Raw genomic sequence first — 22,393 nt, 5'->3', positions numbered from 1 at the left:
TTAGGAATTACTTTTAGGAGGCGCTAGCTAAAAATAGGTCAACAGCACATTGGCACATTTCATCCACTTGGCTTGAATCGGCATAAATACCGTCAATTACAAGCAGAGCAATACCATGTAATGTTGCCCAAGTCACTTGTGCCAAACGCAAAGAAGAAGCAGACTTTGGTAATATACCTTGCGCTTGCCATGATTTGATCATTTCAACTTGATATTGAAAACTAGGGTAAGCAACACTTTTTAAGTTTTCACTACTTTTTTCATCTATTTGATCTTGGTTATCTGTGTGTTTCCAAAGTGTGCTGCCAAACATAAGTTGATAAATTGCGGCGTTTTGTGTCGCAAAATGTACATAATAATGAACAAAATTTTGGAATTTTTCTCGATCATTTTGTTGGGGGTCGGTAAATAAATTTTCAGCTTGTTTTTGCCAAGCAGTAAAGCCTTGCGCAGCTATAGCGCAAAGGAGATCATTTTTATCTTTGAAATGGTGATAGGCAGCAGTGCGCGACACACCAATTCGCAGCGCTAATTTTCTCAGTGACAATGCTGCTATGCCTTCTTCTGCAATCATCATGGTGGCGGTTTCTATTAAACAACTGTGTAAGTCACCATGGTGATAGCGAGTGCTTTTGTTTTTATCATCTGTTGTTTTCATGGTCATTGGTAACAGCTATAGGGTTTTGACATGAGGCATTGCAACATTTGAAAAGATAATTCCGGCGACAAGCGACATAAAAATAAGAAAGGTTTGTGAACCTAAATCCGTTACTGCCAGCATATCTTGACCTGAAACTAGACTGTTTAATCCGATATAAACTTTTGATCCAGGAACCAAGACAACTAAACCTAAAATGCGCACTATGGATGAAGGTAAGCTCATAATTCGTGAAAATAAGTTACTGTAAATGCCTAACGCAAAAGCGCCGACAAACGCACCTAATGCCACACCTAAATAGTTACTCGCCCAAATACTTACGCTAAAAGAAATATAGCCAGCAATAATTCCCCATGGGGCATCCTTTAATCGAGCTTTAAATAAAATAACTAAGGAGATTGATAAACAAGTCACCGCTAACCAAGATGTCCATACCGGCATAGTGTCAGGGGCAATGAAGGCCACTTCTCCCCAAAGTAATTTTCCTAGCGCCATGCCGAGTACTGCACCAAAATAGAGTTTGAATAGCACCATAACACTATCCATAATACGTGCTGTACCTGCCATTAAATGCCTTGCAGCCAGTTCGGATAACCCTACCGTTAACGATAAACCCGGTATAAAAGCGATAATACTGGATAAAATCACCATGGGAATATTAATGCTGGGATCAAATAACGATATGAGGGACGCTAACATGGCTGTTGTTAACGTTGCCATAGGCTCTAACATTTCAGTGACTCGCCGAGATCGCTCAGCCCATAAAACGAATAAAAAGACAACGAACCCAAGAATGGTTGACCAAAAAACATCATGCCAACTAGTGTGCATTAACATGGCAAACGCGCCACTTGAAGCACCAAAGGCGAAAAAGGTTAATATATTGCCGTAAGGTGGCGGCTTAGCATTGATTTCATTGAGTCGTTCTATCGCTTCGGTCAGTGAACGTTCACCATTGATAAGCTCATCCACTAATTCATCAATTCTTGCTAAAGAGCCTAAATCTATTTCACCGGGGGTCACACGTACTAAATGGTTGTATTGTTGCTCGTCTTCTTCGTCAGATAAGATGAAAGTTAATGCAGTTGGTGTGATGATAAATGAGGCACGAATATCTAAAAATCGTGCGATTGAAAGTAAGTTATCTTCCAAACGATAAGAAGTCGAACCTAACTTGTGTAATGCTTTGCCAAGTCGAATAATAAATCGACGTTTTTGGTAGAAGTCACCTGCATGTGTCATAGAAAAATACAATATAAAAGATAAGTAAAGCCGGTAAGCTATGTTAATGTATTTCTAGCAATTGTAAAATTTTTCAAGGATAAAAATGACATTATTAATCATACTTGCCATGGTTTTTGCTGTAGTGGCATTAATGGTGGTTTTAGGTGAGCGCTTTGGCAAACCAATGAGCGCTGAGCAGCAAGCAAAATATAGTAAAATTTCATGGATTTTAGTGTTTGTTATTTTACTTGCCGCGTTAATTAAAGGCTTGGTTTAACTTAACGTTAAGCTGGCCCCTTAACTGCTTATTCCTTAACTGCTGAGTCAGGCCAGTCAGCAAATGGAAATGGATACATTTCAGAGTTAACCGTTAAAAATTGGTTAATTTGATACAAATAAGTATTCAAGTTTTGACCAAATTTCACTAAGGGTTGGTTTGGCTTTTCAGCAAATAATAATGATAGAAACTGAAATATGGCAATAATAGTGATACCTAAACGAACAAAGCCTGCAATAAAACCATAACCTAACATGGCAATACCACGTTTAAAGGCATTTTTGTTATGCCATGTTTTTTCAAAGCCAGCCTCTTTTTCATCGTTATTTACAGTATGATCTTCACTTTTGTTTTCAGTATGTTGCTGAGCTGATTGAGATTCATTGACTGATTCGTTAACTGTGTCTGTAACGGGTGTTTCATTAACTGGTGTTTCGTTATTGCCAGTATTCTGTGTATCTTTATCTTCACTGTATTTCATAGGACTTTCCTTTTACGATATTAATTACAATATAGATAGAGCAAAGAGGATGCCATTTAAAATACATTTAATTATCAGTTGCTTATACATATTGTTTCAATTGTCTATTTATGCAAAAGCTAAATAATGGTCAATTTTCTCAAGATGTGGTTTGTTTGACATATTATGTCGTTGTGAAGTTTTGCGTTTTTATGCAGACACCTTCTGGGTTAAAAGTTCGATCAAAAACAGTTACTTTGCCGTGCTTATCTTGAGTAATAATGTTGGTGGTTCTAGTTCCGTATTCGGTTGAAGTGATGAAAATAGCACTGAGTAATTGTTCCCAATCTTTTGGTATACCCGTTTTAGGTAAATCTTCTACTTCCGCTTGGCTGCTATTACGCATAATGGTAAATAGCGCGTCGATATCGAGTGGTTGTGTTTTTATAGTTTGGGCAAGCTGTGATTGACCTAGTGCCATTTTGGGCCAAATATCATCGAGTGCTCCATTACATAAACTATGAATGCCTGAGCTAAGTGGTTGTACTTTTTGAGTGACACTGTCAAAACAGCTTAGCTGATTTAATGAGCCAAACACTAAATTAAAATCATTATATGTTTGTGATGACTGTTGAAGTAAAGTGAGAATCTCGCTATCTGGCATAGACAAAGCTTTTAAGACTAAATTGCCTCGAGAGGGCTTATTATCATCAAATAGCTGCGGCAGACGATAATTAGTTAAGGCACTAAAGCGACCTTGCTTACTCAAGCCAAGCCAAGTGCCTCCTGCTTGTAAGTCTTTGCCTGCTAATATTGAACGATACTCTTTGTCCGGCCACCAATGCATGGCTTTCGTTGGTCTTTGATGAAATTCATCTCTATTTGCACAAATGATGACAGGGTAGTCGGGGTGTTGCTTTATCGCAAAAAATAAAATGCACATATAAACAACGCTTTTTTGATATGAAATTATATCTTATGGTAACTCTTTCTTTATACCCAGTGCTAGCTCAGGTAAAATTTATTAAAAGTAAGTTTACACTCCTAACCTATTCATAAAGTATGACAAGGTATAACAAGGTAAGACAATGTTTGAAATTCCAAAAGTTAGTCTAAAAGGCAAAGTGTCAGAGGTTGAATGGCAAGTGCGTGTTGATTTAGCAGCTTGCTATCGTTTGATGGTCATGCATGGCTGGGACGATCTTATCCATACGCATATTTCGGCGCGTATTCCTGGAACTGAACATATTTTAATTAATGCTTTTGGCTTGGCTTTTGAAGAAGTAACAGCGTCAAACTTAGTTAAAATTGATATTGATGGCAACATTATTGATCAAGACTGCCCGTTTGAAATAAACCCAGCAGGCTTTACTATCCATAGTGCTGTGCATGAAGCTCGTCATGATGACATGTGTGCATTACATGTACATACCAATGAAACTATTGCCGTTGCAAGCCTTGAAGAAGGCTTATTGCCACTAAGCCAATATTCTATGTTTGCGTTGGCTTCAATAAGCTATCACGGTTATGAAGGGTTAGCGGTTAACCATGATGAAAAGTTACGGCTACAAGAAGATCTCGGAAACGCAAATTTTATGCTGCTTCGTAATCATGGCGCCATGACACTAGGGAAAACGATTGGTGACGCGTTTATGCATATGTATGATTTAACACGTGCTTGTCAGGTACAATTACAAATAATGGCGACAGGTATGAAACCTATTTTTGCTCCTCAAAGCATTGTTGATGGTATTAAAGCACAAGCGAATATTGTTCATACGGGTAAAACAGGTGGAGAAACCGCGTGGCCTGCTATGGTGCGTCGGGTAGCAAGAGCTTATCCAGATTTTGCGGATTAGTATTTTGTAGGTAAACAATTCGCAGATAAATAATGCGCAGATAGATAATTCGCAAATTCCTATTATCGCAAATAAATTAAAGAGTGATAGAACAAGATGAAAATTACCCATATTGAAGTATTTGATATTCATTGCCCAAAACGTCCGGCGTGGAATCCAGTTTTTGTACGTATCCATACTGATGAAGGCATTAGTGGTGTTGGTGAGGCAGGTTTAGCCTACGACTGGGGACACAGTGCAGCGGCAGCAATGCTAAAGGAAATTTCTGAAGCGGTATTAATTGGCTTTAACCCTTTTAATACTGAGTTGTTGTGGTCACGTATGCTCAGAGAAAGTTTCTGGGGCTTAGGCGGCGGACCTGTGTTGTATGCTGCAATGAGTGCAATAGATACTGCGCTTTGGGATATCAAAGCTAAAGCCTTAGGAGTGCCGGTATACCAATTACTTGGCGGTAAGGTGAATGACAAACTACGCACTTATGCGAGTCAGCTACAATTTGATTGGGATAGTGAAATTTCCAAATTGATTGAGCCTGAAGAATATGCACAAGCAGCATTAAAAGCCGTGAGTGAAGGCTATGATGCGGTTAAAGTGGATCCTATCGTTTATAACAAAGATGGCAGTTCATCGTTTGATCGCACTAAGTTATTTACCAAGCCACAAATGCGTTTATTTGGGGATCGATTACGTGCGATTAGAGATGCTGTTGGTGAAGATGTCGATATTATTTTCGAATCACACTCCTTAATGGGCGCGGCCTCGGCTATTCAAATGGGCGCCGTGGTAGAAGAAGTCGGCTGTATGATGTACGAAGAGCCGGTGAATTACTTAAACTCTGCTGTACATAAAAAAGTCTCAGATAAGGTTAATGTACCTATTGCTGGCGGCGAACGTTTATATCACCGTTGGGATGTACGTCCTTATTTTGAATCACAGAGTATTGATGTACTGCAGCCTGATGTTGGCCTCTGTGGTGGTTTTACCGAAGCTAAAAAAGTTTGCGATTATGCAGATGTTTACGATATTCGTGTACAAGCACATGTTTGTGGTGGCCCTGTTGCAACCGCGGCATCGTTACATTTAGAAACAGCTATTCCTAACTTTTTAATTCATGAGCATCATACTTATGCGATTAAAGACTGGAACCGTGAGTTATGTTTACAAGATCCTCAACCCGTTGATGGCTTCTTCCAAGTAACGGAAGTGCCAGGTATTGGTATAGAGCTTAATGACGAAGTCGTAAAACGCTCACCTCATGTGGTCATAAAATAACTTGCTTAGCTAAGTCACAGATAGTTGATAATAGCGAAGCGCATTGTCATAACACAATGCGCTTTTTTGTTGTTTGGATAGCGCCTGAAAAAAATCACTATTAATGAGTGATTGCCAATAATCTTGGTAACTTTTTTGGCTAAACAAACATAGCGGAAAATTACTCGCTAGCATAACTCTTTGCTCGCCAAATAAGTTAAATACCACTTCAAGGTTATTATTAAGCCAGTGGCTTTGGTAATGTCTGTCTATCATTTCCCAGCCTGAGCATTTCACAGCGACATTGCTCATTTTTGACAGCTGTTGCAGATTTACCTGCCAACGCTGCCATTCCTCTGACTGTGCGCTTATAGGTGGAAACCCTGCATGGTTAATAATAAAGGTTATGTGACTATTTTGAGTAATCTGTTGGTTCAAGGCTTTAACCGCTGAGGTTACCAATAACGGCAATTGTGTTTCAAAAATAAGCGGTTGAGTTTTCGCTACTTTATTAAGGGTTTTAAGGTTTGTAAGTACTTGCTTGTTAGTTAATAAAGTAACGGCGTCATCATCTAAAATATGGCGAGCACCAACGAAGGATGGTTGGGATATTAGTTTTGCTAAGGTCTGTTTGAAGTCTTCACTCTTCGCACTTAAGTCTATATTAGCTATAGCCTTAAAAGGCTTACCGCATGACTTGGAAAGAAAACTGAGTTCTCGCCAAGGTTTATTATTATCAAAACCCGCTTCAATATGCACAAAACCAGTAAGTGCTAAAGGCGCTGAAAGTGTTAAATCAAGCTCAGTATATGTGTGATGAATTCGTTGTTTATCAGACCAAAAAGGTGGGTTTTCAGCGCTTAACCACTGATATTCACCTTGTTCAATATCAAATAAATGCACATGTGGATCAATAATTTTCATAGGGTTAACTTACCTTTATTGCGCGGTATAGCCACCATCAATAACTTGTAAGCTGCCGGTAATGAATGTGGCTTTTTCACTGGCGAGAAATAAAACCAACTCAGCCACTTCATCAGGTTGTCCTAAGCGATTTAGCGGCTGTAAACGCGCTTCTTCTTGATGGACTTGTGCTTTGTCTTCTCCGGATTTATTGCAGTAATTATCAATTGCTTGATGATATAAAGGTGTTTCGATAGTGCCTGGGCAAACGGCATTGGCTCTAATATTAAAAGCGGCATAATCTAAAGCTGTCGTTTTTGCGATAGAAGCTAATGCGGTTTTACTTAGGTTGTAGGCAAATGAATTTCGTTTAGCAACAAGCGCCTGATCAGATGACATCAGAATTATCGCGCCATTTTTGTTTGCTTTCATGTTAGGTAAAACAGCTTTTACGGCAGCATAAGCGCCTTTAACATTGATATTAAATACCTTGTCGAAATCCGCTTCAGAGGTGTTTTCTATCGTGGCTGAAAAGTGAATGCCTGCATTTGATACTAAAACATCAATAATATATTGCTGACTTATGCTGTTAATTATATCAGTCACTTGTTGTGTGTTGGTTACGTCACATTGGCGGAACTCGCCTAGCGAAGAGGGGGTTAAATCTAAGTTAAACACCTTGTAATTATTTTTTAAAAATAACGCCATGATACTTAAACCAATGCCTGAACTACCGCCGGTAATAATGCAAACTTTCTTCATTGTTGCCACGTAAATATTTCTTTTCTGTTAGCTATTTAGCGTAAATCATACCGCTATCACCCAGCGAGTTCCATTTTCTTCTGGCTATTATTTCGTTATACTGCAATTAATTAAGTTTATTGAGAGTTTTCCATGAAAGCATGTGGTGTTGAAATAAAAGGTAATGATGCAATTATTTGTATTATGTCGAAAGAAAATAACTTGTATGATATTCCTCATACACGTGTTCAAAAAGTAAGTTTAGATAATGCAGGTGATGCTGAACAAGTACAAAAATTTCAATTTACTTTCGCTAAACTTATGGAAGATTACGGTGTGACTCATGTGCTTATTAAAGGCCGAGCACTAAAAGGTAAATTTGCAGGCGGCCCTGTTGGCTTTAAACTTGAGGCTGCTATTCAGCTCATACAAAACTTAAATGTAGAAATTTTATCAGCGAGTTTTATTAAAAAAGAATTAGCCAAGAGCCAAATAGATATCGATTTTCGAGATACGGGTTTAAAGCAGTATCAAGAGCAAGCTTTTAGTACAGTATTTGCTTATTTAGAAACTAAATAAGCTTTAGCGAGTTAACAACAAGCCACTCATTATGAGTGGCTTTTTTTTTTGCTAGTAGAAAAATTTATTGCTAAGTAATACCAATTAAATTTTCTTTGCTAAAAATTTAATAACATGATTTAATCAAACGCATGTTTGAAGTCCGACCAGTTGATTTGGTCACGACTAAACCTTAGAAAAGTTATTGGAGAGAGCAATGCCTGAATATAAATCGCCGATTAGAGATATTAAATTTGTTATGCAAGAGCTACTTGATTGTGAAAGTCACTATCAAAAACTAGGCTATGAAGATGCAAGTATTGATATGGTTGATGCCATCATTGCTGAGGCAGCAAAATTTACTGAGCAAGTGATTGCGCCTATTAATCAAATTGGTGATGAACAAGGTTGTACATGGAACGAGGGTGAAGTAACGACACCTGATGGTTTTAAAGAAGCCTATCAACAATATGTAGAAGGTGGCTGGCCAACGTTAGCTCAAAATGTAGATTTTGGTGGTCAAGGTTTGCCTCATTCTTTAAATACTGCCATTTCAGAACTATTCTCTGGCGCTAATCACAGCTTTGCTATGTATCCGGGGTTAAGCCATGGCGCATTGGCTACTATTGAGGAGCATGGGAGTGCGCTTCAAAAATCCATCTTCATGCCTAAATTAGTGGAAGGTAGTTGGACGGGTACCATGTGTTTAACGGAGCCTCATTGTGGTACTGATTTGGGTATGTTACGTACTAAAGCTGAGCCAAATGATGATGGTAGTTACTCCTTAACTGGAACAAAAATATTTATCTCCGCAGGCGAGCATGATTTATCTGACAATATTGTTCACATTGTTATTGCCAGAATTCCGGGTTCTCCTGAAGGAAGTAAGGGGATTTCATTATTTATTGTGCCTAAATTTAATGTCGCTGATAACGGTGAAATCGTTGATAGAAATGCAGTAAGTTGTGGTTCAATCGAACATAAAATGGGTATCAATGCCAATGCTACTTGTGTGATTAACTTTGATGGCGCTAAAGGTTATTTAATTGGTGAAGTTAATCGTGGTTTAAATTGCATGTTCACCTTTATGAACGCGGCAAGATTAGGGGTTGCAACTGAAGGTGTAGCTGCTGCTGAAGCTTCTTTTCAAGGGGCATTAGCTTATGCAAAAGACAGATTGCAAATGCGTTCATTAACCGGCGTTAAAAACCCTGATGGCCCGGCAGATCCTATTATCGTTCACCCTGATGTTCGCCGCATGTTATTAACGCAAAAATCTATTGCCGAAGGTGGCCGAGCACTGGTGGCCTATTTAGCACAATTGGTAGATATTGGTCACGCTAGCACTGATGAAGCGGAAAAAGCGGCAACTGAATCAAAACTCGCGTTATTAACACCTATTGCGAAAGCTTTTTTAACTGAGCTAGGCTTAGAGTGCACTAGTCATGGTGTTCAAGTGTTTGGTGGTCATGGTTTCATCAAAGAGTGGGGCATGGAGCAGTTAATGCGTGATACCAAAATTAGCTGTTTATATGAGGGCACAACCGGAATTCAAGCATTGGATTTATTAGCACGTAAAATCCTTGGCTCTAAAGGGGAAATTTTAAAACCTTTTGGCGCAGAAGTGACGGGCTTTTGTGTCGCGAATGCCGATAATGAAGCGATGCAAGAATTTATTCAACCTATCATGACCTTTGGCGGTGACTGGCAGAAGATGACTCAAAGCATCGGTTTAAAAGCTATGCAAAATCCTGACGAAATAGGAGCTGCTTCAGTTGATTATCTTATGTACTCTGGTTACTTAACGTTGGCATATTTTTGGGCGAAGATGGCTAAGGTGGCACAAGATAAATTAGCGGCAGGTGAGGGCGATGCGACTTTTTATCAAGCTAAAATCAAAACAGCTCGCTTTTACTTTAAGCGTATTTTACCTCGGGCAAATGGGCATGCGGCGTGTGTTGAAAATGGCGCCGAATCCATGATGGAACTTGCTGCTGATGATTTTGCTTTTTAGTGTCGTATCGCTAAAGCGCTAAAAATATAACTCATTTAAAGAGGAGCCGATGGCTCCTTTTTTTATTGTTATTATTTTGCTTTAAAGTATGCGTTATTGGTACTTTGCTAAAATGTTATCAGCAATTTTCGCGGCGATCATGATTGTGGGGGCGTTGGTGTTACCACTGATCAGGGTTGGCATAATGGAAGCATCTATGACGCGTAAACGCTTGATACCGTGAACTTGCAAATGATTATCGACAACTGCTAACTCATCATTGCCCATTTTACAGGTACCAACTGGGTGATAAATGGTATTCGCTTTGTTCTTCAAAAATTCAAGGATTTCTTCATCGGTTTGTGTGTTTTTACCAGGGAAAATTTCTTCGCCATTATTTTCTGATAATGGGGGTTGAGATAAAATTGAGCGGGCAACTTTAACCGCCTCAATCATTGTTTTTTGATCCGCTTCATCGGCTAACATATTTAAGGTGATTTTGGGGTGGGCGCTAGCGTTATTGCTATATAAAGTAACGCTGCCACGGCTTTTCGGACGCAATAAGCAGGTATGAATTGAGATGCCATAGTTGAGTAACATTTTTAAATCTCGGCCATGATCATCAAAGGCGGCAGGAATAAAATGTAATTGTAAATCAGGCCTTGTTTTACTCGCTGTTGATTTCACAAAACCGCCCGCTTCTGCTACCACTGAAGTTAAAATTCCTGAGCGTTTTCTTTTAAAATACTTTAGTGCTTGTGTGAATAACCAGCCCATTGCTTTCGGTCTTATGGCCAGTAAATCATCGCGATTATGGTAAGTAACTACGACAGTGTCAGGGTGATCTTGAAGGTTTTTACCAACGCCGTTTAGCTCATGCACCAAAGGAATATCATGCTTAGCTAATTCATCTTTAGGGCCAATGCCTGAAAGCATTAATAATTGAGGAGAATTAAAAGCACCTGCACTAAGCAATACTTCTTTATTGGCAAAAATGTCATGGCATTGCCCTTTTATTTTATAACGAACACCTGTTGCTGTTTTGTGCTCATCAACAAGGATTTTTTGTACGTGTGCATCCGTGATGACAGTGAGATTCGTTCGATGTAAATTGGGCGTTAAAAAAGCCTTGGCGGCGCTACATCGTTGGCCGTTTATCTGGGTAACTTGGTAATAACCAACCCCTTCTTGATTTTCACTATTAAAGTCATCATTGAATGGAAAGCCTGCTTGTTGCGCAGCAAGAATGAAATCGTCACAAATAGGCGGTTTGGAACGAGAGTCTGCAACATTGAGTGGGCCATTGATGCCATGTAGTTCACTTTCTCCACGCTCTTGATGTTGGGTACTTTTAAAGTAAGGTAAAACGTCATCAAATGACCAGCCTTCATTGCCAAGCTCCGCCCAGTGATCATAATCTTCTTTTTGTCCGCGCACATAAAGCATAGCATTCACGGCACTGCTTCCACCTAAGGTTCTACCGCGAGGATTGAAAATTTGCCTATTGTTTTGTGCGGTTTCTGGGGCGGAGTTAAATTGCCAATTAAGCACTTTATCTTTCATTAATTCGATAACACCTATGGGCATATGAATGCTCCAGTGTGTATCTTTTGGGCCCGCTTCTAATAAACAAACGTGATAATGACCACAGGCTGATAGTTTATCTGCTAAAACACAACCTGCAGAGCCACCGCCAATAATGATGAAATCAAACTTATTCATAGCGTATTTTTATCTTTGTTTATTAGTAGGTCAGACCACTATGGAGTATCTATAGCGTCTTTTCAAGCGGACAATAAAAAAGCTTATCAAAATGCATTGATAAGCTTTACCTAAGTTTAAGTTTGATAGGTTGTTTTTATAACCCTAAAACATTTTTACCTTGTTTGAAGACAATATCTACCGGGATGTTGGCAGCTTCTAAACGGGCTAAATCAGCAGCTAATGTCTCACTAATTAAGCCTTTGCTAGCGACTAACTCATCTACACCTTGGTAATCACCATTACCTTGTAAGGTAAGTATTAACTTAGAAAGTGAGTCAATTGCTGCGGTCATTTTTTCCATATTTACGCGATATAATCCTTGCTCATTTCGGCTAAAAGCGCCACTTTCTTGGAAGTAATTAAAGCGAACCATATTAGCTTTACCGTGAGCTGAACTTGCACCAAAACGCACTGAACGGAATATGCCAGCCATAAACGTGGTGTAATAATCGGCTAACTTTCCTTCATCAATAGCGCCTTTTTCAAGAAGTTGGCGTACCATATACAAACCTAATATATCGGCTTTGCCTTCTTCTAACGCACTGGCGTGCTCTTTTAGAGATTGGCGAACGGTGCCTTTGTTATTTATGGTATTTTTAATACCTAATCCGTGAGCAACTTCATGAAACATGGTGTTTGCGAAGAAGCCTGTAAAAGTTACGTTTTGACGCTGCTCTGGTACGATTAAGGTTTCAGCGATAGGCAGCATAATGGCATCAAACTTAGCACGCATGGCGTTTTTAAGTTGTAAACGTCGAGTGCCTTTTTGTAGTTGAACTTCTTCGTCGTTAGGTAAATTTATAGCGATGGTTTTACTGCCAGCGTTTGAGTGACCGGCGTAATAAATAACATCATAAGCATTTAAATCCGCATCAGAGCCAGGTACTTCTGCTTTATATTTTTTAGCAACGGGTAATTCTTTTTGCAGCTCGGGTAAGTATTGAGCGTACTTGGCGAGTTTTTCACTCCAAGATAAATCTTTAATTAATACATAAGATTCAAAAGCGGCACGATAGCCATAAAGTTGATCTTCATAGGTTTCAATGGGACCGATAACAACATCAATAGGGTTGTTTTTCATGTCCATCCAAGCGAAATCAGACGCTTGATATTCATCCGTACGTAATGCTTCAGCACGCATTTTTAGGTAATTAGCAAACTCTTTATCCTCGGCAAAAGTGGCTGCTTTTTCTAAAATTGCCGCTGCACGGTTTACTTCATCACTGTATATTTCAGAATAGGCGATGGAGATTAGTTGTCCTTCATCATCACGACTGATTACTGAATACAAACCCTCTTTATCGACAAGAGAAGCATTTTCAAATTCTGCTTTGGTCATATCGCTAGGGTAAAACTGAGCACCGTGTGCTTTAGCAATATTTTCGGTTAAGAAGAGTTTATCACCGTTGAGTCTATCCCAAGGGCCATAATTGATTTCTGCGAAGCGACGGACTTGCTCATTTTTAATGGCAGCTAAAAAAGCTTTTTTATCATAGGGGAAGGCTTGTTTCCAAAAAAGATCATCCATAATGGTAGAAGCGTCGATTAATAATGAGAGCATTTGCTTTTGCTTATCAGACAAATGGCTAAGGTCTGCAGAAAGTGTGACTTCTTTATAGATATCTAATCGGTTTTTAAATTCTGGTATTAGAGCTGGAGGCGTTTCTGTAGTTATTGCTGTTTTACCTGTGCTAGTTGTTGAACTTAGCTGCTTTTCGCTATTACATGCGGTGATAGTTGTCGCCAGTATAATAGCGAAGGAAATTTTGGTGAGTTGTTTTATATTCTGCAGTTTTTGTAGGTTTCGCATAGTTCAAAGCATTCCAATAAATTAAGTGCTTAGAGACTAGAAAATTTTATATGTAAGTGCAATAGAGTGACTTAAGAAAAGTGTTGTTTGAGTGTAAACTTTATTGTTTTGTGATTTTCAGGCATAAAAAAACCGACATAAGTCGGCTTTTTTATTTACCTAAAAGGTAAAGTTTCATAAAAACTTAAAGTGCTTGGATAGCAGCATTTAAACGGCTCTTACTACGAGCTGCTTTGTTTTTATGAATTAGACCTTTAGTTGCGTAACGGTCTAAAATTGGTGTAGCAGCAGCTAATTCTTTTGTTGCTACTTCTTTGTCACCTGCTTCAATAGCTGCTAGTACTTTTTTAACTAAAGTACGCATCATTGAGCGACGACTTGCATTGTTTTGACGGCGCTTTTCAGATTGTACTGCGCGCTTCTTAGCTTGCTTTGAGTTAGCCAAGGTGAACTCCTAAAGTATGTAAAATATAAGCTTAAATTTAAGGCGACGAAATATGCCTGTTTTTAAGCTGCTTGTCAAATGTTTTAATTGCTATTTAGTAAAAAATTCTAGAAGGCAATCGTAAAGAATCTTGTTGGCGCCATTTAATTTGAGCAGCAAACCAAATATGTTGTGAACGTGACAAGTATACATTGTTTATGTAGGCAAAATCATTACATAATACGCTTTATTTGTTGTTTATTTTATTACCTGAGTTATCGAGGGATGTATTTTTGAGTAAAAAGTTAATTAAGTCAGGGCTTATTGTTAGTGTTATGACTTTGATCTCTCGTGTATTAGGCTTAGTACGTGATGTCGTTATTGCTAATGTCATGGGTGCGGGCATCATGGCAGATGTATTTTTGTTTGCGAATAAAATCCCCAACTTTTTTAGGCGGCTTTTTGCAGAAGGGGCATTTGCACAAGCATTTGTGCCGGTATTGAGCGAATATCACACTAAAGATGAAGAAAATGCAGAACAAAATCAAGCGATCATATTAGATGAAACTCGCCATTTAATTGCTCAAGTTTCAGGAACATTAGGTGTCATTATTACCCTAGTTACCTTATTTGGCATGTTGGCTTCACCAATCTTTGTTATATTATTTGGTGGTGGTTGGTTTGTTGATTGGCTAAACAATGGTGCTGATAGCATAGGTGGTGAAAAGTTTGAACTAGCGGCGAGTTTATTAAAAATCACCTTTCCTTACTTGTGGTTTATCAGTTTTACCGCCCTTGCTGGCGCTATTTTAAATACGCTAGGGCGTTTTGCTGTCGCTGCTTTTACACCTGTACTACTCAATATTGCCATTATATTAATGGCCGTCTATGGCGCGCAATATACGCAAAGTCCTGCTTATGCCTTAGCGTGGGGAGTATTTTTAGGTGGTTTAATTCAGTTTTTGTTTCAAATACCTTTTTTATATAAAGCAGGTGTATTAGTTAAACCACGTTGGGCATGGAAAAGTCATGGTGTGACTAAAATTCGAAAATTAATTGTGCCAGCATTATTTGGGGTATCTGTCACTCAAATTAACTTATTGCTTGATACCTTAATTGCTAGTTTTTTAATAACGGGCTCAATTAGCTGGCTTTATTATGCTGATAGATTATTGGAGTTTCCACTTGGTTTATTTGGCATTGGTATTGCCACGGTAGTATTGCCTAGCCTATCTAAATTGCACAGTAAAAATAACTCTCAACAATTTAGTGATACGCTTGATTGGGGCATCAAAGTAATTAGCTTGTTTGGTTGGCCAGCTTTAGCTGGGCTGATGGTGTTAGCTCAACCTATTATTATGGTGCTTTTTATGCGCGGAGAGTTTAGCCAAACTGATGTTCTTCAAGTTTCAATGGCACTATTTGCTTACCTTTCTGGTTTGTTAAGTTTTATGTTTATCAAGGTATTAGCGCCGGGCTATTATGCAAGGCAAGATACCAAAACGCCGGTGAAAATAGGCATTAAAGCTATGGTGGCTAATATGGCTTTTAACTTAATGTTAGCGCCTTTTTTTGGTTATGTCGGTTTAGCGATAGCGACAACACTGTCGGCGACCTTAAATGCTTGGATGCTATATAGAGGGTTAAAAGCCATTGAAGTGTATCACTTATCCAAGGCGACAAAGATTTTTATCAGCAAGCTTGTTTTAGCGGCAGGTGTTATGGCCCTTGTTGTGTATCAATTATCTTATGAGTTTAATGTTTGGCTCTCTCTAAGTTTTGTTGAGCAAATTGTACAGTTAATTATATGTATTAGCGCAGGTTGTTTGAGTTACTTTTTAACAATCTTCTTACTCGGTGTTCGCCTTCGAGACTTTAAAGTAAAAAGCTAAAAATAAAAATGGCCGAAGTACTGATTATTATTGCTCTTTAATATATAATTCGGCGATTTATTTTGATAACAGTTTGAAGATAGGTTTTTGCGCTTAAACGAGTTAGTTGCTGGAATAGATAATTAGCCAGCAGAACAAAGATATTCGCGCGTGTAATCCCTTAATTTTTTGACTGGTAATAGGTAGTGTAATTAGCAATGCAGTTTGTCCGTGGAATACATAATATTCGACCAGAAGATCACGGCTGCGTGTTAACTATTGGTAATTTTGACGGTGTTCACAAAGGGCATCAACGGGTAATTTCGTCACTCGTTGCTAAGGCTAAGGCACTCAATTGTGTTCCTGCCGTGTTGGTGTTTGAGCCGCAACCACAAGAATTGTTTGCGCCCGATAAAGCGCCAGCAAGGTTGTGTCGTTTACGTGATAAATATGCACTTTTAGCTGAGTTAGGTGTACAGCGCCTAATTTGTGTTAATTTTACCGTTAAATTTGCTAGTCAAAGTGCAGAGCAATTTATTGAAGATTTACTAGTAAAGAAGCTAGGTATTAAGCATTTAATTGTTGGTGATGATTTTCATTTTGGTAAAAATCGGGTAGGTGATTTTTCCATGTTATCAGCAGCAGGGAAAACCTTTGGTTTTGATGTTACAGATACAGCCAGTTGCAAAATGGAAAATTGCAGGGTGAGTAGTACTGCTATTAGGCAGGCGCTTGAACAAGATAACTTAACCGACGCACAAAACATGTTGGGTAGACCTTATTCAATTATTGGTAAGGTATTTCATGGTGATAAGCGCGGTAGGAAATTAGGTTTCCCCACTGCAAATGTGTTATTAAAAAGACGAAATTCACCTTTAAGTGGTGTTTTTGCCGTTAGGGTAAAAACTATTTTAGGCAGTTATGATGGTGTCGCTAATATCGGTGCAAGACCTACCGTTAAAGGTGTTAGGCAACAATTAGAAGTACATATTTTTGATTTTAATAATGACCTTTATGGTCAATGTATTGAAGTCATCATTATTAAGAAGCTTCGTCAAGTTATGAAGTTTGATGATTTAGCGGCATTAACGGCGCAAATTAAGATAGATAGTGAACAAGCAAAACACGTATTAAACAATAAGTAATTTTGGTTAGGTTAGTAACCTAACTATTTGAAATATTTAAATAACCGGATAATGATTTAAATGAGTGATTATAAACAAACCTTAAACTTGCCAGCTACATCGTTTGCGATGAAAGGTAATATGGCAAACCGTGAACCTAACATGCTCAAAGATTGGGCTGCTAAAGATTTGTACGGAAAAATTCGTGCAGCGAAAAAAGGTAAAAAATCATTTATTTTGCATGATGGCCCTCCATACGCTAATGGTAATATTCACCTAGGTCATGCGGTTAATAAAATACTAAAAGATATAATCGTTAAATCCAAAACCTTGTCAGATTTTAACTCTCCTTACGTACCGGGTTGGGATTGTCATGGTTTACCGATTGAATTAATGGTTGAGAAAAAAGTAGGTAAGCCGGGTCATAAAGTGACGGCAGCGCAGTTTCGTGAAAAATGTCGTGATTATGCGATAAAGCAAGTTGATGGCCAACGTGAAGACTTCAAACGTTTAGGTATTTTTGCCGATTGGGAAAAACCGTATTTAACGATGGATTTTAATACTGAAGCAAACATTATCCGTGCTTTAGGCAAAATCGCTGAAAACGGTCATTTGCAACAAGGTTTTAAACCAGTACATTGGTGTACAGATTGTGGCTCAGCATTAGCTGAAGCCGAAGTAGAGTATAAAGATAAACACTCGCCAGCAATTGATGTTAAGTTCGATGTGATTGATGACAGTGTTGCTGATAAATTTTCACACCCTGAAGGTCATGTGGGTACAGGTCAAATTGGTATGGTCATATGGACCACTACCCCGTGGACGTTACCAGCAAACCGCGCAGTTTCTCTCAACCCTGAAGTGGAATACACCTTAGTACAATGTGATACTTTACCCAATGGGGAAGAAGGGAAATTACGTTTAATTCTTGCTTCAGATCTTGTGTCTGCCTGTATGGATAGATTTGGCATAGAAAAATATCATGCCTTAGGTTTTTGTAAGGGAGCGGCGTTAGAGCACGTTCAATTACAGCACCCATTCTATGACATTACCGTACCAGCTATTTTAGGTGAACATGTTACTACTGATTCTGGTACAGGTTGTGTTCATACAGCGCCTGGTCATGGTGTTGATGATTTTGTTGTCGGTAAAGAATACGATTTAGAAGTAGCAAACCCGGTTGGCGCTAATGGTGTTTACCTTGAAGATACGCCATTATTTGCTGGGCAGCATGTTTTTAAAGCCAATGCGAGTGTTGTAGAAGTACTTCAAGAAAAAGGTGCTTTGATGCATCATCATGCGTTTGAGCATTCTTACCCTCATTGCTGGCGTCATAAAACACCAATTATTTTCCGTGCGACACCACAATGGTTTATCGCGATGGATAAGCAAGATTTACGTAGTGATTCACTCAAAGAAATTGAGCAAACACAATGGATTCCAGACTGGGGTCAAAGCCGAATTGAAAAAATGGTAGAAGGTCGCCCAGACTGGTGTATTTCACGTCAGCGTACTTGGGGTGTGCCAATTGCCTTATTTATTCATAAAGATACTGGTGCATTGCATCCACGTAGCATCGAGTTAATTGAAGATGTTGCCAAGCGTGTTGAGAAAGAAGGTATTCAAGCCTGGTTTGATTTGGATGCCAGTGAACTGCTTGGTGATGATGCAGCGGACTTTATTAAAGTGCCTGATACACTTGATGTATGGTTTGATTCTGGTACCACGCATTACTCAGTGATAAATGCCAGAGAAGAGTTTGATGGCATTGCTGATTTATATCTTGAAGGCTCAGATCAGCACCGTGGTTGGTTTATGTCTTCAATGATGTCGTCTGTTGCCATGACAGGTAAAGCTCCGTATAAGCAAGTGCTTACTCACGGTTTTACCGTTGATGTTAATGGTCATAAAATGTCTAAGTCATTAGGCAATGTGGTAACACCATCAAGTATCACTAAAACTTTAGGTGCAGATATCTTACGTTTATGGACAGCGTCTGTTAACTACACACAAGAAATTACTGTCTCGGATGAAATCTTTAAGCGTCAAGCCGATGCTTATCGCCGTATTCGTAATACTTCACGCTTCTTACTTGCAAACTTAAATGGTTTTGAGCCAGCACAGCACTCTGTTGCTTTTGAAGATATGGTAGCTTTAGATCGTTGGGTTGTCGATAAAGCGGCCCATTTACAAGAAGAGATCATCAAAGCGTATAACGAGTATGAGTTTCACGTGGTAGTACATAAGTTAATGAACTTCTGTACTACAGAGCTTGGTGGCTTCTATTTAGATATCATCAAAGATAGACAATACACAGCTAAATCTGACTCTAATGCGCGTCGCTCTTGTCAAACGGCGATGTACTTAATTGCGGAAGCGATGACCGCATGGATGGCACCTATTTTGTCTTTCACTGCTCAAGAAATTTGGCAAGCATTACCAACACCTGCTTCAGGCGAGCGTGATGAATTTGTATTCACGGGCGTTTGGTTTGATAGTTTAGCAACTATGCCTGAAGAGGCGGAATTAGATAATGATTACTGGAGTGAGATTTTATTAGTGCGCACTGAGGTTAACCGTGCATTAGAACTTGCTCGTAAAGATAAAGTGGTGGGTAAAGCGCTTGAAGCTCAAGTGACTTTGTATGCGACTGCTGATTTAGCTGGAAAACTTTCTTCTTTAGGTGAAGAATTACGCTTTGTATTAATTACCTCAAAAGCAAGTATTGAAGTGGTTGCTGATTCAAGTTCGCTTCCAGACAATGCAGACGCTACTGATGTTGAAGGATTATGGTTAAGTGTTGCACCGGCAAACGGCGAAAAATGTGACCGCTGCTGGCATGTAACTGAAGATGTGGGTAGTGATGAATCTCATCCATTACTTTGTGGTCGTTGTGTGACCAATGTAGATGGTGACGGTGAGCAAAGAAAATATGCCTAAACTATTCACTGAAACAGGTTTGCGTTGGCTTTGGCTGACGCTCCTATGCTTAGTTGTTGATCAAGTAACAAAGCATTGGGTAGCAGGTTCATTTAACTTGTATGAATCTATTAATGTACTGCCAATATTTAATATTACTTATGTACATAACCCAGGTGCCGCATTTAGTTTCTTAGCGGATCAAGGCGGGTGGCAGCGTTGGTTTTTTACCGCTATTGCAACTATCGCTAGCATTGTTTTTATTGTTTGGCTTGCCAAAACGCCTAAATCTCAAACCTTGATAAGTATTGCTTTTGCTTTAATGTTAAGTGGCGCAATGGGAAATTTAATTGACAGAGCTCTTTTTGGTTATGTGATTGACTTCATTGACTTTCATTGGTCCGGCAGCCATTTTCCTGCTTTCAATGTGGCAGATTCGATGATTTTTATTGGCGCAGCATTGATGATATTAGAGTCTTTTATTGCAGAAGAAAGCAATGATGCAGATATTAAAAGAGATGAGAAATAATGACAGCAAATAAAACTATTCAACCAGACTCTAGTATTTTAGTGCATATCACCATGAAGTTAAGTGATGGCTCTGCTGCTGATAGTACTAAAGTTCATAATAAACCTGCTAAAATCATTATGGGTGATCAAAGCATTTCTGCTGCATTTGAAGCACAGTTATTAGGTCTTGCAGAAGGGGAAAGTAAAGAGTTTACCCTTGAAGCGATTGATGCTTTTGGTGAATCTAACCCTGACAATATCCATTACATGGATATTGATAAGTTTTCAGCAGATGTGCCTGCGAAAGTAGGAAATATAATTACCTTCACTCAACCTGGCGGTGAATTGCCCGGTATGATTAAAGAGGTAAGTGGCAACTCAGTGACTGTTGATTTTAACCACCCTTTAGCAGGGCAAGCAGTAACATTTGTTATCGATTTAGTTGAAATTTTATAGGCGAGGCTTTAATCGCGCTGATATTAAAATTGAAGTGTGAACTTCGCTTACGACGAGAAATCTATGGAAATTATTTTAGCAAACCCTCGCGGCTTTTGTGCTGGTGTAGACCGAGCAATAAGTATTGTTGATAGAGCTTTAGACTTATTTGGCGCACCTATCTATGTGCGTCATGAAGTGGTACATAACAAATTTGTTGTTGATGGCCTGAAAGAGCGCGGCGCAATTTTTGTTGAAGAGCTTATTGAAGTACCTGATGACAGTACGGTTATTTTTAGTGCTCATGGCGTATCTAAGGCAGTTCGCAATGAAGCTAAACAACGAGATTTAAAAGTATTCGATGCCACTTGTCCATTAGTGACTAAAGTACATATGGAAGTAGCTCGTGTTAGTCGTAAAAATATTGAATGTGTACTTATTGGCCATGCTGGCCATCCCGAAGTTGAAGGTACTATGGGGCAATATGATAGTGATTCAGCGGGCATCTATTTGGTTGAATCTGTAGCTGATGTCGCAAAACTGGAAGTTAAAAACTCAGAAAAACTGTATTTTTGTAGTCAAACTACATTGTCTGTCGATGATACTTCAGATGTTATTGATGCCCTACAAGCGAAATTCCCACATATTGAAGGGCCACGAAAAGATGATATTTGTTATGCTACACAAAATCGTCAAGATGCGGTTCGTGCAATTGCGAGCCAAGTAGACTTGTTATTGGTTGTAGGCGCTAAAAATAGTTCAAATTCTAATAGATTAAGAGAAGTGTCTGAGAAAATAGGCACAACCTCTTACCTTATTGATACCTCAGATGATATTGATAATAATTGGCTTGATAACGTTAATAAAATTGGCGTTACTGCGGGGGCATCTGCTCCAGCTATTTTAGTTAAGCAAGTTATTGAGACATTAAAAAGCTTGGGAGGTCATGAAGTTAATGAATACCCTGGCCGTGAAGAAAACATTGTATTTGCAGTACCAGCAGAATTGCGCTAGTCTTAAAGTGTCTATAATTTAACCGTTTTGGTTGTTTCTTCAAGAGAAAAGTAGGAAACTTTTACTTGTAGATTTTACTATTAATTATAGTCAGGCAATGCAGTTTTAAGTTAATTTGTTGGTTTTATTGTACTTAGTTTCAATAAAATAACTTTTGTGGTAGCTGTACAATTATAACTTTGCTATTTTAGTTATTTTAACTGCTTATATCAGGGTTAAAGTGATTAACTAAATAAGTAAAATTGTTACCCATTATTATTTTTTAAGTCGTTATCATCACCTTACAAGAGTTAGCTAATCGCGTTTGGTTCAGGTACAGGGACAAGTTTACGGACATTTTTATGGACAGCAATAAGGTATGGGTTAATGCAGTTCACACAGGTGATATTTAACACATATGGTTTCTTTTTTGAGTCTGAAGCGAAGGCAAAATCGACTCAAGCTTTTCTTGCGTTCAAAAATAGTTTATTGTTACTAAGTTGCGTAATCAAGAACGCTAACGTGTTAAAAAAAATTTCAAACAATGCCCCCCTAAATTTATACTTATCACTTGTGTTGGCTATGCGCCACTTACAAGGTGGTAATGTTGTTTTATCTG

At 38.7% G+C, this 22,393-nt stretch carries 20 protein-coding genes; 11 read left to right on the top strand and 9 right to left on the bottom strand.

The features are described from left to right. Positions 1–13: 13 nt before the first annotated feature. Both AC27GZ_RS11890 and AC27GZ_RS11885 read right to left on the bottom strand, forming a co-directional pair. Positions 14–664, bottom strand: a complete 651-nt coding sequence (locus tag AC27GZ_RS11890; RefSeq protein WP_487095327.1) for a TetR/AcrR family transcriptional regulator — start codon at positions 662–664, stop codon at positions 14–16. A gap of 9 nt (positions 665–673) precedes the next feature. Beyond that, positions 674–1,900 carry a threonine/serine exporter family protein gene (locus AC27GZ_RS11885; RefSeq protein WP_487095325.1) on the bottom strand — a complete coding sequence of 409 codons (1,227 nt, stop codon included), beginning with the start codon at positions 1,898–1,900 and terminating at the stop codon, positions 674–676. 85 nt (positions 1,901–1,985) lie between these two features. On the opposite strand from AC27GZ_RS11885, the gene AC27GZ_RS11880 reads away from it, so the two are divergent. Beyond that, the gene (locus AC27GZ_RS11880) at positions 1,986–2,159 is read left to right on the top strand and encodes a hypothetical protein (RefSeq protein ID WP_487095323.1); all 174 of its coding nucleotides are present in this window, start codon (positions 1,986–1,988) and stop codon (positions 2,157–2,159) included. Between the two features lie 28 nt (positions 2,160–2,187). Here the strand turns inward: AC27GZ_RS11880 and AC27GZ_RS11875 are convergent, their stop codons facing one another. Both AC27GZ_RS11875 and AC27GZ_RS11870 read right to left on the bottom strand, forming a co-directional pair. Beyond that, positions 2,188–2,640, bottom strand: a complete 453-nt coding sequence (locus AC27GZ_RS11875) for a DUF4389 domain-containing protein (protein ID WP_487095321.1) — start codon at positions 2,638–2,640, stop codon at positions 2,188–2,190. A 163-nt stretch (positions 2,641–2,803) separates the two neighbouring features. Continuing rightward, positions 2,804–3,562 carry an NRDE family protein gene (locus AC27GZ_RS11870; RefSeq protein WP_487095320.1) on the bottom strand — a complete coding sequence of 253 codons (759 nt, stop codon included), beginning with the start codon at positions 3,560–3,562 and terminating at the stop codon, positions 2,804–2,806. A 145-nt stretch (positions 3,563–3,707) separates the two neighbouring features. Here AC27GZ_RS11870 and AC27GZ_RS11865 point away from each other — a divergent pair, with 145 nt between their 5' ends. Continuing rightward, a complete protein-coding gene (locus tag AC27GZ_RS11865; protein WP_487095318.1) occupies positions 3,708–4,478 on the top strand; it encodes a class II aldolase/adducin family protein in 771 nt (256 codons plus the stop codon). Positions 4,479–4,574: 96 nt separating this feature from the next. After that, complete coding sequence (locus AC27GZ_RS11860) at positions 4,575–5,750, top strand: mandelate racemase/muconate lactonizing enzyme family protein (RefSeq protein ID WP_487095317.1); 1,176 nt, start codon at positions 4,575–4,577, stop codon at positions 5,748–5,750. 9 nt (positions 5,751–5,759) lie between these two features. Here AC27GZ_RS11860 and AC27GZ_RS11855 read toward each other — a convergent pair whose 3' ends face one another. Together AC27GZ_RS11855 and AC27GZ_RS11850 are read right to left on the bottom strand one after the other, a co-directional pair. Continuing rightward, a complete protein-coding gene (locus AC27GZ_RS11855) occupies positions 5,760–6,653 on the bottom strand; it encodes an amidohydrolase family protein (protein WP_487095315.1) in 894 nt (297 codons plus the stop codon). Between the two features lie 15 nt (positions 6,654–6,668). Next, on the bottom strand, positions 6,669–7,394 hold the full coding sequence (locus AC27GZ_RS11850) for an SDR family NAD(P)-dependent oxidoreductase (RefSeq protein WP_487095845.1): 726 nt from the start codon (positions 7,392–7,394) through the stop codon (positions 6,669–6,671). A gap of 132 nt (positions 7,395–7,526) precedes the next feature. On the opposite strand from AC27GZ_RS11850, the gene AC27GZ_RS11845 reads away from it, so the two are divergent. Together AC27GZ_RS11845 and AC27GZ_RS11840 are read left to right on the top strand one after the other, a co-directional pair. Beyond that, on the top strand, positions 7,527–7,952 hold the full coding sequence (locus AC27GZ_RS11845) for a DUF3010 family protein (protein ID WP_487095313.1): 426 nt from the start codon (positions 7,527–7,529) through the stop codon (positions 7,950–7,952). 196 nt (positions 7,953–8,148) lie between these two features. Further along, the gene (locus AC27GZ_RS11840; protein ID WP_487095311.1) at positions 8,149–9,945 is read left to right on the top strand and encodes an acyl-CoA dehydrogenase C-terminal domain-containing protein; all 1,797 of its coding nucleotides are present in this window, start codon (positions 8,149–8,151) and stop codon (positions 9,943–9,945) included. 93 nt (positions 9,946–10,038) lie between these two features. Here the strand turns inward: AC27GZ_RS11840 and AC27GZ_RS11835 are convergent, their stop codons facing one another. The 3 genes from AC27GZ_RS11835 to rpsT all read right to left on the bottom strand — a co-directional run bounded on the left by AC27GZ_RS11835 (position 10,039) and on the right by rpsT (position 13,943). Beyond that, the gene (locus AC27GZ_RS11835; RefSeq protein ID WP_487095309.1) at positions 10,039–11,646 is read right to left on the bottom strand and encodes a GMC family oxidoreductase; all 1,608 of its coding nucleotides are present in this window, start codon (positions 11,644–11,646) and stop codon (positions 10,039–10,041) included. Positions 11,647–11,782: 136 nt separating this feature from the next. Then, on the bottom strand, positions 11,783–13,498 hold the full coding sequence (locus AC27GZ_RS11830; protein ID WP_487095307.1) for a dipeptidyl-peptidase 3 family protein: 1,716 nt from the start codon (positions 13,496–13,498) through the stop codon (positions 11,783–11,785). 184 nt (positions 13,499–13,682) lie between these two features. Further along, complete coding sequence (gene rpsT / locus AC27GZ_RS11825; protein ID WP_487052279.1) at positions 13,683–13,943, bottom strand: 30S ribosomal protein S20; 261 nt, start codon at positions 13,941–13,943, stop codon at positions 13,683–13,685. 272 nt (positions 13,944–14,215) lie between these two features. Between rpsT and murJ the strand changes: the two genes are divergently transcribed. From murJ to ispH, 6 genes are all read left to right on the top strand, one after another. Continuing rightward, complete coding sequence (murJ, locus tag AC27GZ_RS11820) at positions 14,216–15,814, top strand: murein biosynthesis integral membrane protein MurJ (RefSeq protein WP_487095305.1); 1,599 nt, start codon at positions 14,216–14,218, stop codon at positions 15,812–15,814. Between the two features lie 197 nt (positions 15,815–16,011). Further along, positions 16,012–16,938 (top strand): bifunctional riboflavin kinase/FAD synthetase, encoded by a 927-nt coding sequence (ribF, locus tag AC27GZ_RS11815; RefSeq protein ID WP_487095303.1) that lies wholly within the window; start codon positions 16,012–16,014, stop codon positions 16,936–16,938. Positions 16,939–16,998: 60 nt separating this feature from the next. After that, positions 16,999–19,857 carry an isoleucine--tRNA ligase gene (gene ileS, locus AC27GZ_RS11810; RefSeq protein ID WP_487095301.1) on the top strand — a complete coding sequence of 953 codons (2,859 nt, stop codon included), beginning with the start codon at positions 16,999–17,001 and terminating at the stop codon, positions 19,855–19,857. Next, positions 19,850–20,365: a signal peptidase II gene (lspA, locus tag AC27GZ_RS11805; RefSeq protein WP_487095300.1), complete on the top strand. Its 516-nt coding sequence runs from the start codon at positions 19,850–19,852 to the stop codon at positions 20,363–20,365. The genes ileS and lspA overlap by 8 nt, the downstream gene beginning before the upstream one ends. Continuing rightward, positions 20,365–20,802: an FKBP-type peptidyl-prolyl cis-trans isomerase gene (fkpB, locus tag AC27GZ_RS11800; RefSeq protein WP_487095298.1), complete on the top strand. Its 438-nt coding sequence runs from the start codon at positions 20,365–20,367 to the stop codon at positions 20,800–20,802. Before lspA ends, fkpB begins: the two co-directional genes overlap by 1 nt. Positions 20,803–20,865: 63 nt before the next feature. Then, positions 20,866–21,795: a 4-hydroxy-3-methylbut-2-enyl diphosphate reductase gene (gene ispH, locus AC27GZ_RS11795; protein ID WP_487095296.1), complete on the top strand. Its 930-nt coding sequence runs from the start codon at positions 20,866–20,868 to the stop codon at positions 21,793–21,795. The last annotated feature ends 598 nt before the right edge of the window (positions 21,796–22,393 follow it).

It is taken from the genome of Colwellia sp. SU-HH00943, from assembly GCF_057546125.1.
The sequence above is the reverse complement of the archived record's forward strand: the minus strand, read 5'-3'. Positions and strand labels throughout refer to the sequence as shown.

Excerpts from the sequence above, each read along its gene's own strand:
- AC27GZ_RS11890 (WP_487095327.1), bottom strand. The coding sequence starts at position 664 with ATGACCATGAAAACAACAGATGATAAAAACAAAAGCACTCGCTATCAC.
- AC27GZ_RS11885 (WP_487095325.1), bottom strand. The coding sequence starts at position 1,900 with ATGACACATGCAGGTGACTTCTACCAAAAACGTCGATTTATTATTCGA.
- AC27GZ_RS11880 (WP_487095323.1), top strand. The coding sequence starts at position 1,986 with ATGACATTATTAATCATACTTGCCATGGTTTTTGCTGTAGTGGCATTA.
- AC27GZ_RS11875 (WP_487095321.1), bottom strand. The coding sequence starts at position 2,640 with ATGAAATACAGTGAAGATAAAGATACACAGAATACTGGCAATAACGAA.
- AC27GZ_RS11870 (WP_487095320.1), bottom strand. The coding sequence starts at position 3,562 with ATGTGCATTTTATTTTTTGCGATAAAGCAACACCCCGACTACCCTGTC.
- AC27GZ_RS11865 (WP_487095318.1), top strand. The coding sequence starts at position 3,708 with ATGTTTGAAATTCCAAAAGTTAGTCTAAAAGGCAAAGTGTCAGAGGTT.
- AC27GZ_RS11860 (WP_487095317.1), top strand. The coding sequence starts at position 4,575 with ATGAAAATTACCCATATTGAAGTATTTGATATTCATTGCCCAAAACGT.
- AC27GZ_RS11855 (WP_487095315.1), bottom strand. The coding sequence starts at position 6,653 with ATGAAAATTATTGATCCACATGTGCATTTATTTGATATTGAACAAGGT.
- AC27GZ_RS11850 (WP_487095845.1), bottom strand. The coding sequence starts at position 7,394 with ATGAAGAAAGTTTGCATTATTACCGGCGGTAGTTCAGGCATTGGTTTA.
- AC27GZ_RS11845 (WP_487095313.1), top strand. The coding sequence starts at position 7,527 with ATGAAAGCATGTGGTGTTGAAATAAAAGGTAATGATGCAATTATTTGT.
- AC27GZ_RS11840 (WP_487095311.1), top strand. The coding sequence starts at position 8,149 with ATGCCTGAATATAAATCGCCGATTAGAGATATTAAATTTGTTATGCAA.
- AC27GZ_RS11835 (WP_487095309.1), bottom strand. The coding sequence starts at position 11,646 with ATGAATAAGTTTGATTTCATCATTATTGGCGGTGGCTCTGCAGGTTGT.
- AC27GZ_RS11830 (WP_487095307.1), bottom strand. The coding sequence starts at position 13,498 with ATGCGAAACCTACAAAAACTGCAGAATATAAAACAACTCACCAAAATT.
- ribF (WP_487095303.1), top strand. The coding sequence starts at position 16,012 with ATGCAGTTTGTCCGTGGAATACATAATATTCGACCAGAAGATCACGGC.
- ileS (WP_487095301.1), top strand. The coding sequence starts at position 16,999 with ATGAGTGATTATAAACAAACCTTAAACTTGCCAGCTACATCGTTTGCG.
- lspA (WP_487095300.1), top strand. The coding sequence starts at position 19,850 with ATGCCTAAACTATTCACTGAAACAGGTTTGCGTTGGCTTTGGCTGACG.
- fkpB (WP_487095298.1), top strand. The coding sequence starts at position 20,365 with ATGACAGCAAATAAAACTATTCAACCAGACTCTAGTATTTTAGTGCAT.
- ispH (WP_487095296.1), top strand. The coding sequence starts at position 20,866 with ATGGAAATTATTTTAGCAAACCCTCGCGGCTTTTGTGCTGGTGTAGAC.